Origin of the sequence: Pseudoalteromonas sp. McH1-42 (assembly GCF_022347845.1) — a bacterium.
Taxonomy (GTDB): Bacteria; Pseudomonadota; Gammaproteobacteria; order Enterobacterales; family Alteromonadaceae; genus Pseudoalteromonas; species Pseudoalteromonas rubra_D.
Window position 1 is genome coordinate 58,786 of record NZ_JAKRFU010000025.1, and the last position, 16,537, is coordinate 75,322.

The window sequence follows — 16,537 nt, forward strand, 5'->3', positions numbered from 1 at the left end:
GAGTCCTGTATAGGGCCCCCGGAAACTTGATCTTGATCATATCTGCTCTGTGCATGCTCGACTAAGATTACTTCATCGACAAATCAGGAGGCACAGACATGAACGTATTCTTCAGAGACTTTTTTACTGACCCAGTGTTATTTCTCTCTTTCGGCATCTTGGGCGTGGTAATCGTACTGTGTTGTTTCTACGTCTACTACTTCATCAAGAAAGTGCAAGAAGCAGAAGTACCTGAGTAAATCGTCGACACTCTTTTATGTTATTCGAAACATGTTGTTGAAACGTTAAGCAATTAGTTCCCGTTCTAGAATTAAGCACGACGCACAAAGCACCTTATCAGCCTGGCTGATCGGGTGCTTTTTATTATACCAATTTCACTTAATACCTGTTCAATTTGAAGGAGCAAATAGGACGCTAACGGCGTTAAAAATTTCTCATTTAGAACCTTATACCTTAGACATAGGCTCACAAATTTTTGTCTGGTTATCGACCCTATTTTCTCGCCTCAAAATAGAACACTTAATTAAGCAAATTGGTATTACCCGAACATTCTTTTGGTTATTTCCCGCAGTTTGATACACTGATGGCACTTTCAGGCTCATCATCCCCGCTTTTTGATTGGCGTCACACGATGCGATTGCTCTTCTGGGTGCATACATGAGTCTCACCGTCGCAGAGGTATTTACAGGAAATACAAACCACATGTTAGAGCCGTCAGAGTTAACCTTTCAACCCGCCTGGTGGATGCGTAACCGTCACCTGCAAACCATTTTGCCCCGTCTGTTCAGGCCAAACCTGAAAGCCAATGTACGCTACGAGCATCTCGAGACACCCGACGATGACTTTCTAGAGCTGGCCTGGGCAAATAATGGTAATCAACAAGCTCCGCTGGTTGTCGTACTGCACGGACTTGAAGGTAACATCAATAGCTTTTATGCCAAAGGGCTGCTTCGGGCACTGACCACTGCCGGATTGGACGCCGTACTGATGCACTTTCGTAACTGCTCACGTCAGGTGAACCGTCAGGCCCGGGCCTACCACAGCGGTGAAACCGGCGACCTGGCATTTTTACTGCAAACCTTGAAACAACGCTTTGTTGATCGTCCCTTGTACGCAGTGGGATTCTCGCTGGGCGGTAATGTGCTGGCCAAATACCTTGGAGAACAAGGCCACGACAGCCAGCTGGATGGGGCTGCGGTGATCTCTGCACCCTACCACTTGTCTTCCTCCTGCCAGGTGATCCGCAAGAGCTGTTTTAAACTGTATCAAAAATACTTGCTTGATCGCATGAAGCGCTCTTTTTCGCGCAAGTTTGATCAAATAGAAGATGCACTTCAGATCGGCCGTGATGAGATTCAGCAGATCCGTGATCTATGGCAGTTTGATGAGCGGATCACTGCGCCATTACATGGCTTTAAAGGTGCAGAAGATTACTATGCCAAAGCCAGTGCGCAACCCTATCTGAAGCAAATAGCCACGCCGACCTTGCTGATCCATGCAGCCGATGATCCCATGCTGTCGACCCGTGCGATCCCAACTCAGGCTCAGATCAGCGATCAGGTTACGCTGGCAGTATCGCCGCAAGGGGGCCATGTCGGCTTTATTGCCGGTCGCAACCCACTCAGGCCTGTTTTCTGGCTTGAGCAAATTGTCCCCGCTTATTTGCATTCACTACTAAATCATCGAGTTTAAAGAAATTATGATCATTCCATATCAGCAACTGGATCCAGCCACGCTAAGCAATCTAATTGAGCATTATGTGCTGCGAGAAGGCACCGACTATGGTGACAGTGAAATCAGTACGGAACGTAAAGTCGAGCAGGTTCATGCTCAGCTTAAGTCAGGAGAAGCATTACTGGTTTATTCTGAATTGCATGAGTCAGTCAATATTGTTTCGAAAGCCCAATTTCAGGCGATGCAGACCGAGGATTACACCTACGACTAATTTCGGTCAGTCCCACGGGCAAACCGACAGAATGGATTGTAGATCAACGCCAACTTGCTACAATCGACACACACTACAAAGAATAACAAGGTCAATCCATGAAGTTACCCGCTACACTCTGCGCCCTGGCTTTAAGCTTGTCGAATGCCTACGCCAGCGACATTAAGGTATCTGAGCGCGCCCACCGCATCGCTCAGCAGAACCTCCTGATAGACACACACATCGACGTCCCTTATCGTATCAAGGAGCACTGGGAAGATGTCACTAAGGCCACGAAAGGCGGCGACTTTGATTATCCCCGTGCGGTGCAGGGTGGTCTGAACGCCCCCTTTATGTCGATATATATTCCTGCGAACCTGGAGTTTGAAGGCAAAGGTAAAAGCTACCAACTGGCAAACCAGCTAATAGATGGCATGGAAGCGCTGGCGCAACGCGCACCAGATAAATTTGCCATGGCCTACAATACCAAAGATATCCTTCGTCATTTTCGTGAAAAGAAAATCTCGGTTGCAATGGGCATGGAGAACGGCTCCCCCATTGAAGGTGATATGAACAACCTGAAGCATTTCTTTGATAGAGGTGTACGCTATATCACTCTGGCACACTCACAAAGCAACCATATTTCTGACTCGTCGTACGACATTCGCCGTAAGTGGAAAGGCCTGAGCCCATTTGGTAAAAAGCTTGTCGTGGAAATGAATAAGATTGGTATGCTGATCGATGTCTCGCATATTTCAGATGCCGCCTTCTATCAAGTGATGGAACTGTCTAAAGTACCCGTGATTGCATCACATTCCTCGTTGCGCAAATACACTCCTGGATTTGAGCGCAATATGGATGACGATATGCTCAAAGCCTTGAAAAAGAATGGCGGAGTCATTCAAATTAACTTTGGTTCAAGCTTTGTCACAGCCAGCTCCCGCAGTTGGTACGACCAACGCAATGAAGCAGAAGCGCAAGCAACCAGTCAGGGCAAAAGTAAAACCGATTTCAGAGCAGCATACCGTGCGAAAAACCCATTCCCGTACGCCACTTTGGAGCAAGTACTCGATCACATTGATCATGTCGTAGAACTCATTGGTATCGACCATGTGGGGATTGGCTCCGATTATGACGGTGTTGGTGATTCATTGCCTATCGGATTAAAAGACGTCTCTACTTACCCTAACCTGGTACAGGGTCTGTTGGACCGCAACTACACCGAAGGACAGATCAAGAAAATACTGGGTGGCAATACCCTGCGTGTGTGGCGTCATGCAGAAGAATACGCAAAACAGTTTTAACCTGCAGTGAGAAGTGGCCCTGCCACTTCTCCTTCTTCCTGCTAAGCTCGATTTCGCTCCCTATATCAACGGCCTTTTTGCACTGCCCCAAATCAGATCAAAGCTACATACGAACAATCATCATTGGCGAATAAACAGCCTGATGAAACCAGACAGAGAAACACCGACATGACAGTAATAAAACTGAGTAAGCGCATTGATAGTCAGAGTAATGAGATAAAACGGAAGAGAATAAGATTAAATAGAATATTAAATGGGTAGTAACGAGAGGGCTTAGATATAAAGTTACAGAAAAATAAGAAGAGTGAACCGACTTCCTTCGGTGAAGGCCACTTAAGAAGTGATTTCGGGAGCCCTTGATTTATGAAGAGCGAACCGACGACCTTTCGGTATTGCCACTTTAAAGTGCTTACAGGAGATTTTTAATTATGAAGAATGAACCGACTACCTTCGGTGTTGCCACTTGAAAGTACTTACAGGAGATTTTGAATTATGAAGAGTGAACCGACGACCTTCGTCGTTACCACTCAGAAAGTGGTTGCGGGAGCCGGATTTGAACCGACGACCTTCGGGTTATGAGCCCGACGAGCTACCAGGCTGCTCCATCCCGCGCCTGTATGTTCAACGTTTTACTTCTGTTGAGAGAAGAGACAATCGAATATTCGATTTAACCACTCAAGAAGTGGTTGCGGGAGCCGGATTTGAACCGACGACCTTCGGGTTATGAGCCCGACGAGCTACCAGGCTGCTCCATCCCGCGCCTGTATGTTCAGTTTTTTACTTCTACTGAGAGAAGGGACAATCGAATATTCGATTTAACCACTCAGGAAGTGGTTGCGGGAGCCCTTGACTTATGAAGAGCGAACCGACGAAGTTCGACGTTACCACTTTAAAAGTGGTTGCGGGAGCCGGATTTGAACCGACGACCTTCGGGTTATGAGCCCGACGAGCTACCAGGCTGCTCCATCCCGCGCCTGTATTTTCAACGTTTTACTTCTGTTGAGAGAAGTACTTAAACAGTTCTTTATGAGGCTTAATTTGCCCTAACTCTTTAAGAGGTCGCTATAATATAGAATTGATTTAATATTGCAAGGTATTAATCGAGAAAAGGGCACCAACCGCTCAAAAAGCAGTCAAACCACCCTAGTTTAACGCCCAAATATGACATTTATTGTCTTAGCGGCCAAAACGACCGCCAGGCTATTGCTCTCTCTGATGCGGATTAATCAGCTTCTGAAACTGCCAGTCGGGATGACCCATCACAATGAAATCGGGATTTTCTGTACTTTCTCTTTGATTGTATGTCAGCGGGTTAAATTCAGCATCCGTGATACAGCCTCCAGCTTCTTCAACAATCACCTGTGATGCCCCCGTGTCCCATTCACCGGTCGGCCCAACCCGTAAAAAGCAGTCAGCCTTTCCTTCAGCCACGATGCACGCCTTAAGCGAACAAGACCCCAGTGCCACCGTATCAAACTGGCTGTTTAAATACTGACTTACAGCCTCAATTTTTTGCCTGCGGCTCACAGCCAGAGTCAGGGTGCTTTTCGGGGCAACAGAAATCGGCTCATCGCGTCCAGCAATACGCTTAAACGCACCACCCTGATGAGTAGCAAAATAGGTCACGTCTTTTGCCGGCCAATGGATCACACCAAGCACAGGCTGATTGTTCTCAATCAACGCTATGTTGACTGCAAAATCGCCACTTTCAAGAATGAACTCTCCGGTACCGTCCATAGGGTCCAGCAGCCAGTAACGTTGCCAGTGTTGTCGATTCTCTAGCGGGGGAATGGGTGTCTCTTCTGACATGATCGGTACATCTGGGGCCAGGGCTTGAAGCCCAGCGGTCAGTACTTCATTCGAAGCCAAATCGGCAGCCGTCACCGGCGTATGATCTGACTTTTCCCGCGCACCTATGTCGTCTTGCTGATAGATGGCCATGATCGCTTGCCCAGCCTGTTCAGCAAGCGCAATACAGGGCTCTAAAAATGACTGCATTAAGCCTCCGTTGTCAGGTACTGTTGCAGTAACAACAACGCGGCGACACTACGGGCTTCTGTAAAGTCAGGCTGACTCAGTAACCCTTGCCATTGCGACATAGGCCACTTCACCACCACCAGCGGTTCAGGCTCATCACCAGCCAATTGCTCCGGATATAAATCCTGGGCCACTAAAATATGCATTCTGGCATTAAAGTAGCTGGGTGCCAGTGATAAGGTTTTCAAATCACAAAATTGATGAGCGCCAAAGCCAACTTCTTCTTTTAACTCACGATTTCCCGCTTCAATCGGGGTTTCCCCCGGATCAATCAGCCCTTTTGGAAAGCCAAGCTGATAATCATGTGTCCCCGCACAGTATTCTCTCACTAATAGTAGCTCATTTTCGGCTGATATGGGCACTATCATTACGGCACCCCGGCCGCCGCCACGAACACGTTCATACTCACGGCGCTCACCATTAGAAAATGACAGCGACAGTGACTCAACCGTAAAGAGCTTACTTTTTGCGACAACCTCAGAGGCTATTATCTCAGGGGGAATTGGGTGCTTTTTCTGTGACATAGAGATTATTTTGCTATCATGGCGATTAACCTCATCATAAAGCCTTTACAGGTAAAAGCCTATGTTAAATTGGTCAAAGATCGATACTGTGTTGCTGGATATGGACGGCACGTTACTCGACCTGCATTTTGATAATCACTTTTGGCTCGACGTGATCCCAAAAGCCCATGCCGTTAAGCAAGGTCTGACACTCGAACAAGCCCGGGCTGATATTCTCGCGCGCTATGAAGCTGTCATGGGACAGATTGAGTGGTATTGCCTGGATTACTGGCAACAACAACTTCAATTGCCCATTATGGAACTCAAGCGCGAGATCCAGCATCTGATTTCTGTTCGCGAGGATGTACCAGCATTTTTACAAGCATTAAAAGCAGCCGGAAAAGAGTTGATTTTACTCACCAATGCGCACCCGGATAGCTTAAGTCTTAAAGTAGAAAGAACCCAGTTTGACCAATACCTGGATAAATTAATTTCAACGCACAGCTATGGGGTGAGTAAGGAAAGCCAGCAGCTATGGCAACAGGTTCAGGCTGATCTGGGGTTTGATAAAGACCGCACTTTATTTGTCGATGACAGTCTGGCGGTGTTGGCCGCAGCAAGAGAATATGGCATCGGGCATTTACTGGCCATCGCGAATCCGGATAGCCAGCAACCTCACAACGACATCACTGACTACCCGGCCATTTGTGACTACCGCACGTTACTACCGATCAGCTGATCAGCCTGGGTAGCGCGCTTGCAAGCCCTGATATACCTGCTTAGCAAAGTCTGGATGTTCTGTATCCAGGCTTTTCACAACTTCAACCAGGTGCTCATTGTCTTCTTTGCCATGCCACTCTTTGATGTAGCTACCATCTTTATATCCATGGTCCTGGCGGAAGAAATTCAGGGTGTTTTTACCCACATATCCCCGATATAGGTCGTCGATGCTCATACCAATCTGCTGCATACACCCTGCAAAAGCGGCGGCATTGAAGGTTTTGTCGGCCACAGCCGATGCAGCAAGGACTTCCAGCGTTGCCTTAAAATCTTCGGCATACAAAGGCTGAGACAACTCACTATCCAACTGTGCTGCCAGTGCCTCATAAGTCGTTTCACCATCAATGCGCAGCGACAGGCCAAAGTGGAAGATGTCGACCAACTCCAGGATCACTTGCTCGGTATCCGGGGTTTGTTTCTTCCACCACTTCCAACCGTAGTGGTCCAACATTTCTGCACACTCAACCCAGATGGCCCGGTACCATTCAAACCCCTGGCTGAACCATTGCTCATGCACTTTGGTATTCATGGCGTTTTGCATCTCTAGCATCACGACCAGCTTTGCACTATTCGCAGACATATTTGGGCTCTCACTCTCACTATTCAGTCAAAGCGCTATGATACCCACACAGTGGTGCAAATGCCACGATGAAAGCTTTTTTGCTCTGCCCCGTTCTATTAGGAGTCATAAATACATTTTTGAGGTTTTACATGCGATCCATACTTCTTGCGATAACACTCTCAGTCTCGCAATTACTGTCTTTTTCTCTGTCAGCTGCACAAGCCACTAACATTAGTGATCACCCGGAGAAGGTATCCCCCTTGCTTCCTGGCCTCACAGCCCCTGCTTTAACGCTGCAGGATAACAATGCCAAGGCCATCGATCTGAGCAAGCTGTATCAGGACAAAACCACTGTTTTGGTGGTGTATCGTGGTGGCTGGTGCCCCTATTGCTCTCGTCAGTTGGCTGGACTACAAAAAATTGAAAAGCAAATTGTTGAGCTAGATGCACAGATAGTTGCGGTTTCACCGGACAGCCCACAAGCATTGAGTAAAAGTACCATCAGTTCACCCAATTACCGGTTACTCTCAGATAACCAGCTGGCTTTAACTCAGGCACTGGGACTGGCATATTACCTTGATGACAAAACCGTAAAAGCCTATCGCGACCGCATGGGTGTGCAGTTTGTCGACCTGGATGGCAAAAGCCGAGTGGCACTGCCAGTACCTGCTGTTTTTGTCATTGATAAAGCGGGTCTGGTACAGTTTCAGTATGCCAACCCCAATTACAAAGTGCGTCTGGAAGAAAGTGTACTGCTAGCAGCAGTCCGTGCCGCCAGCAATCTGAAATAATCATCAGCGGGCCTGAGCCCGCTGTTAGTTACCTGTTTTCCAATCGGTTGTAGTCAAACAATCCGTACTCTACACCCCGCACGTCACGGGCAACACGGTGCAATAGGTCACTGTATTGCCAAAACTGCGGGTGTGTTCTACGGATCCCAAACGTGGCTTTTAGCATCCGGTAATCCGACTCGCTACGCACCTCACCCAGCTGTTGCACAAAAGCGTCTATATGCGCCTGATTCGGCAGGTGCCAGATAGCTTCCGGGTAGTCACCGATAAACCCTGGTACCACAGTCGCAGTGTCTTCTTCGTACGCACGCTGACCTTCCTCATTCAGCAGACTCGAAATATTAAAGTGCGCATTGTGGTGGATCAGGGTGTAGGGCTGATGCTCGCCTTTGCCATCAACAGCCAAAATAAACGACACCTGAGGCAGCTGATTAATCGCGCGCACGGGCAGTGTATTGAGTGGTTGCAGTGCTGCCGGAACGGCGGTGTAATCGTAGGCCTCATTCAGAACCGGCTTCAGATGCGCTTTTAACATGTCATACAATTCTGCCTGTGGGTCATCGCTGTGATAGTGGATCCCAGACGGCGCCCCCAGTAATGACTTGCGATTAATGAACTCACTGAGACTCAAATGAGATTTACGATACCAGTGCTGTTTAATCGCCTGGCGCTGACTCAGCGGCAGCAAATTCAGAAAGTTCTGCTCGCCTTCGAGACGCAAAAAATCCATATATAACCGAGTCACCAACTGATGACCAATATTCCCATACACATCAAAGCCCGCGACCAGTAAGTAATGGATCCGCTCAAACAAAGCATAATCCAGCACCCAGGTCGTTTTGGGAGCTTGCCCAATGAACCCTTTCACCACGGTGGCGCTGTCAAAGTGGCGGAATATAGTCAATGCGGCATTCTGATTGTGTCCTTCTCCTTGCCAGATCAGGTCAAGGTTAAGCTGCTTGCCATCGGCAAATACCTGATTAGACAGGGCCGTTTTGGCTTCCAAATAATCATGCTGGCGCTTGGCATACTTCGCCCAGCTCGATAAAGGCAAAACATTACTCTGCTCTGCCGCTGGTAGGAGCAAGTCATCATCATGACGGGTAAGCAATTGCGCCACGGCCGGCGACGCATTTTTCTCAGGGTCCACAAAAGCCACCCAGAAGTGGTCGTTGATCACGTTCAGGGCTATCTGACCACGACACACCGGGCCTTTAATAAAACCTTTGACGATCAGTTCCGCTTCATCGAGCATAAATTGATACCGTGACTTCACGGGGATCGCCGCAAACACTTTAAAGGGGTTCGCTGCCAGTTTAGGGGCATAGCCCGGTAACTGTGGCACCTGATAATCACTGTGAATAAATTGCGCCTGCAAGCGTGCCAGTTTGTCGTCATTCAGTGCCAGCGGCATATGCGTTTTAGACAGGATAGTGCTGCGTACCTGCATAAAACGATAATAAACCCGTGTGATTTTGGGGTCATCAAATGGCCTGACCGTCGCAATAAGTTCAATGGGCTCACCCGGTGGCGTCTTAGAGCGCACTAACTTAAAAAAGGCCTCGCCACCCAGGCGGTCAAAATAAGCATTCGCCAGATACCAATGTTCATAAATATAACGAGCGGCAAGACGAGACTTATTATCATCCTGATTTAAAAAGCTTTCCCACTTTGCAGCGGCCAATTGCTCATTCGCATTGGGTGGGGCAATCTGGCTCATCGGCGAGCCTTGCTTGATCCATTCAGTGAGTTGTGTAAATTCACTGTTCGTCAGTGCCGGCAAACCATAGGGCATGCCTGCATGGGGCTGCTCTTTAGCATAGTCTGGATACTCATCCATCGTCGGACAGGTCTGCGCTCTGTCTAATGAAAAGTCATAGTGCTGAGGCAACAGCCCTTGCTGAGCAAACGGCTGCGTATGTTTGAGCAGTAAGCTATTATACAGCACACTGCCATTGAGATTGGCATACTCTGTTTGTACGCGCTCATTGAGAATAGGGGTAAAACCCTTCTCACGCCATTGTGATGTAGACTGCGCATCAAACAGTAAGCGGGTTGGAGATTCGGCCAGCAAGCGGGTGCCATCATACACTCGGGTTTTACTTACCCCTCGGTCTATGCCTTCTGGTGAGCTCAATTTAAGCTGACAGGGCGCATCATAACAGCCATGGCATACCACACACCGGGTATCCAGAATTGGCTTAATATCACTTAGGTAAGCCGCGCCTTGCGGCTCTGATTGCGGCTGGATGCGCTGTTGCACCTGCTGTGGCCCGAACAAATCATCGTAATGATTCATACCCAATGCCACACACCCACTTAAAAACGTAACTAAGCCAATCAGTATCCAGCCCGATCTGCGCATTACTCATCCTCTTCGTCATCAAGCCCTAAATCGAATGTGGGCATCATTTCCATTGGTGGAGAAACAAACACAACCTCGCTTTCACAGCTCAAAACGGCACTCAGTACCGGACCGTGATTAAGCAACAACTGCGCCTGGTGACCATGGCTCAAAACCTTGGCCACTTGGTGTTCGATGTTACTGACCTGATAACCTTCAAGTGGAATACTCACACTTTGCTCGGGGGCGGGGTTCTGACAAAGATTGGCCAGTAGATTGGCATCCAGAATAACTTCCAGTGTCAGGTCAGGCTGCGCGATATCGCGCTCAGCCAGATTATCATCCAGTTTAAACAGAGGCAGGTTTAGTGGGGTGTTTTCTTGAAGTTCCATGAAAATTAGCTCATTTATGCAAATACCTGCCCGAAGTTTAGCACAAATTTGCCCCTTTCCGGTGTACTACCCTGCACTTACCAGGGCAAGCGATCGCCATTGGCGTGCCAGAATCCACCACTGGTTTCCAACGTTAACTCAGCAATACGTTGGATTAGACGCTGCGCGGCGTCTGTCGCAGAAATATCACCCGCATAATTGACCATTTGGGTCTGCACAAACCCTGGGTGTAGTAGCGCCACAGCAATCCTATGCGGCTTTAGCTCATGCGCCAGACTCACCCCAGCCGCATTCAGCGCCGCTTTGGACATACGATAGCCTATATAAGCACCCGAGCCATTGTCCTCAATGGAGCCCATTCGGCTGGTGATCATCGCCACCTTGCCCCCCGCAGTTAGATTGCGCAGCAACGCATGCGTAACACGCACTGGTGCGACGGCATTGACCATCAGCTGCTGTTCCAAAGTGGTAAAATCCATCTGTTGCAGGGTTTCATTGTGAAAAATACCTGCATTATTAATCAGTATGTCAATAACCTGGTCTCCAAGAGCTGATGACAGTGTGCGCACATCTTCGGCAATACTAACGTCAATGCCATCAAGGACTGTAACGCCTAGCGACTGAAGCTCTTCCGATGTACGACGCACTACGGCCGTTACCCGATCACCCGCTGCTACATAATGTCGGCATAACTCCAAACCAATACCACGGTTAGCGCCGGTGATCACCACATGTTTTGACATACCTTTCTCCTCGTTTATTTATCTGCGCTCACATTAGCATACCTGCCATTCTATAGATTGCGGTGATTACTTTCAGCCTCACCAGGTTCTGCTACCTTTAAAGGACGCCAGTTAAGGGAGTACACTCTTGCCACGATATTTCATCCTGATCGCCCTGTTGTGGCTGCCAGCTGCGCTAGCAAATACCTATCGTGTCAATATCAGCGAAGCTTTGTCATATACGCTCGGGCAGCAGCAAATCACGGCGATGTTCAGCGCCATTTATGCGCCATTGGGGATCCAACCGGAATTTGAGTTCTTGCCAAGCGAGCGGGGCCTGCAATTGGTGAATGAGGGTGAACTGGATGCGGAAGCCGGACGCGTTGACTTAGTTGGTGCACGCTATGCTAATTTAATCGCTGTGCCTGCACCACTCGGTCAACTCAAATTGATGCTGCTTTGTACAGATCCAAAGTACTGTGACCTGTCTTATGAAACAGACCTGGCAATCATTGCCGGTAATCTGATCACAGTTTGGTTTTGTCAGCAGCACCAGCTCAATTGTAACCGGGTCCAGAATGACATATCAGCCTATCAGGCACTGAGCCGTGGCCGCGTCAATCGGATATTAGCCACAGATAAATATGCCTTGGGCTCCTTATGTGAGTCCGGATTGACCACACTGTATAGTAAAACGGCCTCAGCACGTACTTTTACCATCTATCATTATGTCCATAAAAAGCACCAGGCTCTGGTACCGAAACTCAGTGCCCACATAAAAGCAATAAGAAAAAGCGGACAGCTCAGGCAATATGCAGAGCGACTGGAAAACGCCTTTTCTCAGTGTCAGGGGCAGCTGATCTCACTAGACTAAAGAAAAGGCGGTCTTACCTTAGCCATATGTGGGTTAAGGTTCAATGTCATGCATTTGAGATTGAATAATTGAAAAGACAGCCCCCTGAGGGTCAGTGATCACAGCAAATCGACCAACCTGAGGGATATCCGTCGGCGGCACACACACTTGCCCACCCAGAGTCCGGGCTTTATCGGCCATGGCATCGCAATCCAGCACTGCAAAGTAGGTCATCCAATGTGCGGGGATCTCATCTCCCCATTCTTCACTCATCTGTAACATGCCCGCCACAACTGTGTCGCGTGCGCTGAACAACACATAATCCATGCCCTCCATAGGCTTATCTTGCGCCTGCCAACCCAGTAGTGCACTGTAAAATGCCCTACTTTTTTGGCTACTCCGTGTCGCCAACTCAAACCAATAAGGCACATTAGCTTCCAGCTCTCGGTGGCACCCCGGGTGCTCTTTTGCCTGCCAAAGCGCAAAATGGGCCCCCTCTGCGGGTTCCTGTAACATCACCATTCTGCCCGCTTCAGGCACATCATGCGGGCCGGCAATGATTTCAGCGCCCAGTGCCTGCGCTCTGTCAGCCATCTCATCCACATTCTCAACCGCGATATAGCTCAGCCACTGGCTCTGCGCACCCGCTTCTTTCTGCTGCGGCATCATCTGATACATAGCCGCAATATCATCACCCTGTTTTTGCAGCATTGTATAATAAGCGCCCTCTCCAATTGGTTGATCGTCAAACCCCCAGTCAAAAAGTTGCGTGTAAAAGGCTTTCGCCTCCTGCCAATTGCTGGTGCACAGCTCTGCCCAGCAAAACGCCCCCACCCGGTTATAAGAAACTAATGCCATATTGCACCCACTGATAAAATACCATTCACCGCTTAAGTGAAGCACTGGATACACGATTGAGCAATAATTAAGTCACCATGCACCTAATAGTGCAGAACAAATTGCACACCCAACTCATGGTTTTCATAATCACGATTTCGCTCTAGTTTAAAAGACAGATTGAACATACTGTCCTGGGTCATAAACCAGCTCAGGGAAGTATTTAAGTAATGACTGCGGCTTGACTCGGCGACAGCACCGCTTATCGCCCCCAACTCCAGCGTAAATTTACTGTCTACCAGTACATCTGCCGATAACCCTGCAGTGGCTTCGATATAGCCACGGGTATGGCTGACATCCGATGTCAAACCGCCACCCAGTAACCAATAACCCAATATGTCTCTGTGTAACTGATATGATTTGCCAGCAAGACCTGAGAGCTCCAGCAACGACTTTTCATCGAGCTGTTGTGTTTTTTGTGGCCGATAACCAAAGTACACTTGTGAAGATAATTGTCCAAATGCAGGTAAAGATGCCGCTAAAGATCGCGCTTTATAGAGCGTCAACTCATCCAGGCTCAAACTTTGCGCATCAAAATCATAAGCCAAAACGGTATAGCCCATTTGTAGTTCTGATTCCGACAAATACTGCCGAGTATCACTTTGCAAAAAATGTCCAGCGGGTAACCAGCCTAGTTTAATTACATCATGGCCATTTCTTTGCCTCGCAAATCGCAGATCAAAAGAAGAATCTTGGGGAGCCTTAGTCGGCATTTTATGATGCATCAAATTAAGCTGATGCTGATCGACTTCAGCCTGAAGATCCGCAACATAAGTCTGTGCACGCTCGGAGACAGAAAGGTACTTTAACGATCTCATCAGGTACTCTTTCTCAAGCGGCGTTAATGGCTCCTGTCCCAAGGTAGACAAATCACTGGCAAGCAACTGATCCATTCTAGTTAGGCTGGAGGCAGGTAGCTCATCAGACATGGCATGTACGAGCCATAAATCCGATGCATCGACATGAATTGTATCTACTTGCTTATGCTTTGTAGCTGCCTTCACAACATCCAAAGGTGACACAATACTGCCTTTTTCATCGATAATATCGATATTGAGCAAAGCCAGAAGTTCAAGCGTCATCGTAGCGCAGTTATACGATTGAAAATAGTATACTAACTCTTTACCTTTAAGCTCCCACAAGTGTAACTGCAATAACGATAGCTTTTTAGGGTCTGCCTTTAATTTATACTGCCACAAGCTGCGTTGTTCAATATCACGATACTTCACCAAATCTTTGGAAAATGGCCGCACTGAGAAAAACCCTGGCATTCCCGTGTAGGTACTCTCAACCAGTAGTTTAAATGGGTTGAATGTGGTGATTTCCGTAAAATAAGCCAAAGAGTGGGCCACGTCCGTCCCTTTGTGATTTTTGCCTTCGGCCTTAAAAAATATATGCCCCATCATACTGGATGCAGACGTCACCACTTCTGATGCAAAAACCAGTGTCAGTGAATCAAAGGGAACATAATCAAGAAACTTTTGTAATTCAGGGCATTGTTGAGCCATATCGGGGGAAAGTATCTGCCCGGTGGTTTGCGATATAAGCGTCACTCGCGCAGGAAACTGGCAATAAGCAAGGCGAAGATCTTCATTCATTAACGCCAGTGTTTTATCCAGCTCAGCCTTTGCCGAGAAGTGGCCAGACTCAGCAGAAAGTACAAACTGTGGGTCCTTAATCTGAGGCATACCGTTGTTATCTAAATGAAGTAACAGATGCCACTGTTTTGAATTAGCAAGACGCTCCAATGGTGCTGTGGTATGTGCAACAGACTGCACCGTGAATAAAAAAAAAGCTGTTATAAAACAGCTTAATATTTGTTTCATATTGGAACTACAGCTTAGTTATCACACTGGATTTCTACGCTATCTGCATAGTCCCACATTTTACCTGTTGAGGAATCTGTGGTTGAACCAAACACGCCTCCGATAAGGATGTTACCGAAAAAAGCAGGCGTAACAGATTTCTTAATTGGTGTTTCAGAAGCACAGCCCGCAGCAGTGGTTCTGATCACTTTATCCTGACCATCTCTCAGCACCTGAACGGCACCTGGGGTGTTTGCTAGATTACCATCAGCAGTCACTTCAACAACTTTACCTGTGTTTGTTGTTACCTGGATAGTTTGCATATCAGAAGTCATAACGCTTGCGCAGCCAGACAACATTACTAGTGCAGCAGCAGGGATAATTGAGTATTTCATTTCCATTTATCTTTATATTAAAAAAGTTACCTAAATTCTACACGCGAGCACTAACCTGTCAATAAAAATGTTCATTATACATTCAGAAAAAACAAACAATTGAATAAACATCAACCAAAAAAACAACCTCTGAATATTAAACATTTAACATTAATGAAATGAACAACGCTCTCGTCAAATACTGAGAATATAACTACTCAAATTACGGCTAAAGAAGCGTATTGAGTGATTATAAAATCGTATATTAATCATTAATTAATCAGCTTTACTACTCTCTTTCCTAATTCAAATTCATGTCGGGTTATAATCATGGTGCACTGCACAAGTCGCAACAATGGTAACTGTGTTCCGTGACAAATCATCGTATCGCCTGATGCTAATACCGCAATCTCTTTCGCAAGGGTGGAAAGTGTACGACAAAAGTATCTGGAGTACTTTTGAACAGCTATGCTGGCTCGAAGAGCGTAAGACAAGAAGCACGGAGTCACCACCGCTTCGCAGCATGAGGAGGTGAGCGCACGGACCCACATGGATGCGGGGAAGTAGAATAATGCAGGAGCAATTATCGAGATGCGCGATGGGCGTAGCTACATGGATGTAGCTCCACACTAAACGACCCATTCTCATATTCCAGGCATTAAAAAAGGCCGCCTCAGCAACCTTTTTCACAGTGTTACTGCAATCTGTAGATCATTTACAAGCACCAACATTACCCTGTAGAGAGAGCCATCTATCGTGCAAAGGGCTAATGACACAGTGCTTGCACTGGCCATTTCCTTTGCGCAAGGGCGACGAATGAACGACAAAAATATCTGGAATATTTTTGAGTAGCTATGCTGGCTCGAAGTGCGTAAGGCAGGAAGCCTGGAGTCACCACCGCTTCGCAGCATGAGGAGGTGAGCGCAAGGACCCACATGGATGTGGGGAAGTAGAATAATGCAGGAGCAATTATCGAGATGCGCGATGGGCGTCGCTACATGGATGTACTTCCACACCGCATTTTCCATCGCCATATTTCAGGCATTAAAAAAGGCCACGCTCTTTATTAGAGAATGGCCTTTTTTACAATGCTTATTGCATTAACTAAAGTCGATATTACTCAACGATAGTTGCAACAACACCAGCACCTACTGTACGGCCACCTTCACGGATCGCGAAACGTAGACCTTCGTCCATCGCGATTGGAACGATTAGCTCAACAGTCATCTTGATGTTGTCACCAGGCATT

16 protein-coding genes, 3 tRNA genes and 1 pseudogene are annotated in these 16,537 nt (G+C 47.5%); 7 read left to right on the forward strand and 13 right to left on the reverse strand.

The window, feature by feature from the left end; all coding sequences use genetic code 11:
• Positions 1-98: 98 nt before the first annotated feature.
• The 4 genes from MHN31_RS19960 to MHN31_RS19975 all read left to right on the forward strand — a co-directional run bounded on the left by MHN31_RS19960 (position 99) and on the right by MHN31_RS19975 (position 3,228).
• Entirely contained in the window at positions 99-239 is a 141-nt protein-coding gene (locus MHN31_RS19960) for a DUF3149 domain-containing protein (RefSeq protein WP_010386996.1), read from the forward strand.
• 463 nt (positions 240-702) lie between these two features.
• On the forward strand, positions 703-1,692 hold the full coding sequence (locus MHN31_RS19965; RefSeq protein ID WP_125564311.1) for a hydrolase: 990 nt from the start codon (positions 703-705) through the stop codon (positions 1,690-1,692).
• 7 nt (positions 1,693-1,699) lie between these two features.
• Positions 1,700-1,945, forward strand: a complete 246-nt coding sequence (locus MHN31_RS19970; RefSeq protein ID WP_125564309.1) for a YheU family protein — start codon at positions 1,700-1,702, stop codon at positions 1,943-1,945.
• Positions 1,946-2,043: 98 nt separating this feature from the next.
• Positions 2,044-3,228 carry a dipeptidase gene (locus MHN31_RS19975; protein WP_125564307.1) on the forward strand — a complete coding sequence of 395 codons (1,185 nt, stop codon included), beginning with the start codon at positions 2,044-2,046 and terminating at the stop codon, positions 3,226-3,228.
• 535 nt (positions 3,229-3,763) lie between these two features.
• Here the strand turns inward: MHN31_RS19975 and MHN31_RS19980 are convergent.
• The 5 genes from MHN31_RS19980 to nudE form a co-directional block, all read right to left on the reverse strand.
• A tRNA-Met gene (locus tag MHN31_RS19980) sits at positions 3,764-3,840 on the reverse strand.
• Between the two features lie 71 nt (positions 3,841-3,911).
• Positions 3,912-3,988 (reverse strand) — tRNA-Met (locus MHN31_RS19985).
• Positions 3,989-4,124: 136 nt separating this feature from the next.
• A tRNA-Met gene (locus MHN31_RS19990) sits at positions 4,125-4,201 on the reverse strand.
• Positions 4,202-4,428: 227 nt separating this feature from the next.
• Positions 4,429-5,226 (reverse strand): 3'(2'),5'-bisphosphate nucleotidase CysQ, encoded by a 798-nt coding sequence (gene cysQ / locus MHN31_RS19995; protein WP_125564756.1) that lies wholly within the window; start codon positions 5,224-5,226, stop codon positions 4,429-4,431.
• The gene (gene nudE, locus MHN31_RS20000) at positions 5,226-5,789 is read right to left on the reverse strand and encodes an ADP compounds hydrolase NudE (RefSeq protein WP_125564758.1); all 564 of its coding nucleotides are present in this window, start codon (positions 5,787-5,789) and stop codon (positions 5,226-5,228) included. The genes cysQ and nudE overlap by 1 nt, the downstream gene beginning before the upstream one ends.
• Positions 5,790-5,850: 61 nt before the next feature.
• Here nudE and yrfG point away from each other — a divergent pair, with 61 nt between their 5' ends.
• Positions 5,851-6,507 carry a GMP/IMP nucleotidase gene (gene yrfG, locus MHN31_RS20005; protein ID WP_125564760.1) on the forward strand — a complete coding sequence of 219 codons (657 nt, stop codon included), beginning with the start codon at positions 5,851-5,853 and terminating at the stop codon, positions 6,505-6,507.
• Here yrfG and MHN31_RS20010 read toward each other — a convergent pair whose 3' ends face one another.
• Complete coding sequence (locus MHN31_RS20010) at positions 6,508-7,128, reverse strand: dUTP diphosphatase (RefSeq protein WP_010387004.1); 621 nt, start codon at positions 7,126-7,128, stop codon at positions 6,508-6,510.
• Positions 7,129-7,259: 131 nt separating this feature from the next.
• Between MHN31_RS20010 and MHN31_RS20015 the strand changes: the two genes are divergently transcribed.
• The gene (locus MHN31_RS20015) at positions 7,260-7,901 is read left to right on the forward strand and encodes a peroxiredoxin-like family protein (RefSeq protein WP_239445146.1); all 642 of its coding nucleotides are present in this window, start codon (positions 7,260-7,262) and stop codon (positions 7,899-7,901) included.
• A gap of 28 nt (positions 7,902-7,929) precedes the next feature.
• Here MHN31_RS20015 and MHN31_RS20020 read toward each other — a convergent pair whose 3' ends face one another.
• From MHN31_RS20020 to MHN31_RS20030, 3 genes are all read right to left on the reverse strand, one after another.
• On the reverse strand, positions 7,930-10,266 hold the full coding sequence (locus tag MHN31_RS20020) for a fatty acid cis/trans isomerase (protein ID WP_239445147.1): 2,337 nt from the start codon (positions 10,264-10,266) through the stop codon (positions 7,930-7,932).
• The gene (locus MHN31_RS20025) at positions 10,266-10,637 is read right to left on the reverse strand and encodes a hypothetical protein (protein WP_239445148.1); all 372 of its coding nucleotides are present in this window, start codon (positions 10,635-10,637) and stop codon (positions 10,266-10,268) included. The genes MHN31_RS20020 and MHN31_RS20025 overlap by 1 nt, the downstream gene beginning before the upstream one ends.
• A 77-nt stretch (positions 10,638-10,714) precedes the next feature.
• Positions 10,715-11,380 (reverse strand): SDR family oxidoreductase, encoded by a 666-nt coding sequence (locus tag MHN31_RS20030; protein WP_239445149.1) that lies wholly within the window; start codon positions 11,378-11,380, stop codon positions 10,715-10,717.
• A 127-nt stretch (positions 11,381-11,507) separates the two neighbouring features.
• On the opposite strand from MHN31_RS20030, the gene MHN31_RS20035 reads away from it, so the two are divergent.
• Entirely contained in the window at positions 11,508-12,233 is a 726-nt protein-coding gene (locus tag MHN31_RS20035; RefSeq protein WP_125564772.1) for a transporter substrate-binding domain-containing protein, read from the forward strand.
• A 33-nt stretch (positions 12,234-12,266) separates the two neighbouring features.
• Here the strand turns inward: MHN31_RS20035 and MHN31_RS20040 are convergent, their stop codons facing one another.
• From MHN31_RS20040 to tuf, 4 genes and pseudogenes are all read right to left on the reverse strand, one after another.
• Positions 12,267-13,070: a VOC family protein gene (locus MHN31_RS20040; protein WP_125564774.1), complete on the reverse strand. Its 804-nt coding sequence runs from the start codon at positions 13,068-13,070 to the stop codon at positions 12,267-12,269.
• 83 nt (positions 13,071-13,153) lie between these two features.
• Positions 13,154-14,935 carry a DUF4105 domain-containing protein gene (locus MHN31_RS20045; protein ID WP_239445150.1) on the reverse strand — a complete coding sequence of 594 codons (1,782 nt, stop codon included), beginning with the start codon at positions 14,933-14,935 and terminating at the stop codon, positions 13,154-13,156.
• Between the two features lie 14 nt (positions 14,936-14,949).
• Positions 14,950-15,309, reverse strand: coding sequence for an adenosine deaminase (locus MHN31_RS20050; RefSeq protein WP_125564777.1), 360 nt, complete (start codon positions 15,307-15,309; stop codon positions 14,950-14,952).
• A 1,095-nt stretch (positions 15,310-16,404) separates the two neighbouring features.
• Positions 16,405-16,537 (reverse strand): annotated as a pseudogene (gene tuf, locus MHN31_RS20055) (elongation factor Tu); the annotation flags it as partial.

What these genes read in the sequence shown, in the direction of transcription:
- MHN31_RS19970 (WP_125564309.1), top strand. Translation starts at nt 1,700, where the DNA reads ATGATCATTCCATATCAGCAACTGGATCCAGCCACGCTAAGCAATCTA.
- MHN31_RS20020 (WP_239445147.1), bottom strand. Translation starts at nt 10,266, where the DNA reads ATGCGCAGATCGGGCTGGATACTGATTGGCTTAGTTACGTTTTTAAGT.
- MHN31_RS19975 (WP_125564307.1), top strand. Translation starts at nt 2,044, where the DNA reads ATGAAGTTACCCGCTACACTCTGCGCCCTGGCTTTAAGCTTGTCGAAT.
- MHN31_RS20010 (WP_010387004.1), bottom strand. Translation starts at nt 7,128, where the DNA reads ATGTCTGCGAATAGTGCAAAGCTGGTCGTGATGCTAGAGATGCAAAAC.
- nudE (WP_125564758.1), bottom strand. Translation starts at nt 5,789, where the DNA reads ATGTCACAGAAAAAGCACCCAATTCCCCCTGAGATAATAGCCTCTGAG.
- MHN31_RS20025 (WP_239445148.1), bottom strand. Translation starts at nt 10,637, where the DNA reads ATGGAACTTCAAGAAAACACCCCACTAAACCTGCCTCTGTTTAAACTG.
- MHN31_RS20015 (WP_239445146.1), top strand. Translation starts at nt 7,260, where the DNA reads ATGCGATCCATACTTCTTGCGATAACACTCTCAGTCTCGCAATTACTG.
- MHN31_RS19960 (WP_010386996.1), top strand. Translation starts at nt 99, where the DNA reads ATGAACGTATTCTTCAGAGACTTTTTTACTGACCCAGTGTTATTTCTC.
- MHN31_RS20045 (WP_239445150.1), bottom strand. Translation starts at nt 14,935, where the DNA reads ATGAAACAAATATTAAGCTGTTTTATAACAGCTTTTTTTTTATTCACG.
- yrfG (WP_125564760.1), top strand. Translation starts at nt 5,851, where the DNA reads ATGTTAAATTGGTCAAAGATCGATACTGTGTTGCTGGATATGGACGGC.
- cysQ (WP_125564756.1), bottom strand. Translation starts at nt 5,226, where the DNA reads ATGCAGTCATTTTTAGAGCCCTGTATTGCGCTTGCTGAACAGGCTGGG.
- MHN31_RS20050 (WP_125564777.1), bottom strand. Translation starts at nt 15,309, where the DNA reads ATGAAATACTCAATTATCCCTGCTGCTGCACTAGTAATGTTGTCTGGC.
- MHN31_RS19965 (WP_125564311.1), top strand. Translation starts at nt 703, where the DNA reads ATGTTAGAGCCGTCAGAGTTAACCTTTCAACCCGCCTGGTGGATGCGT.
- MHN31_RS20040 (WP_125564774.1), bottom strand. Translation starts at nt 13,070, where the DNA reads ATGGCATTAGTTTCTTATAACCGGGTGGGGGCGTTTTGCTGGGCAGAG.
- MHN31_RS20030 (WP_239445149.1), bottom strand. Translation starts at nt 11,380, where the DNA reads ATGTCAAAACATGTGGTGATCACCGGCGCTAACCGTGGTATTGGTTTG.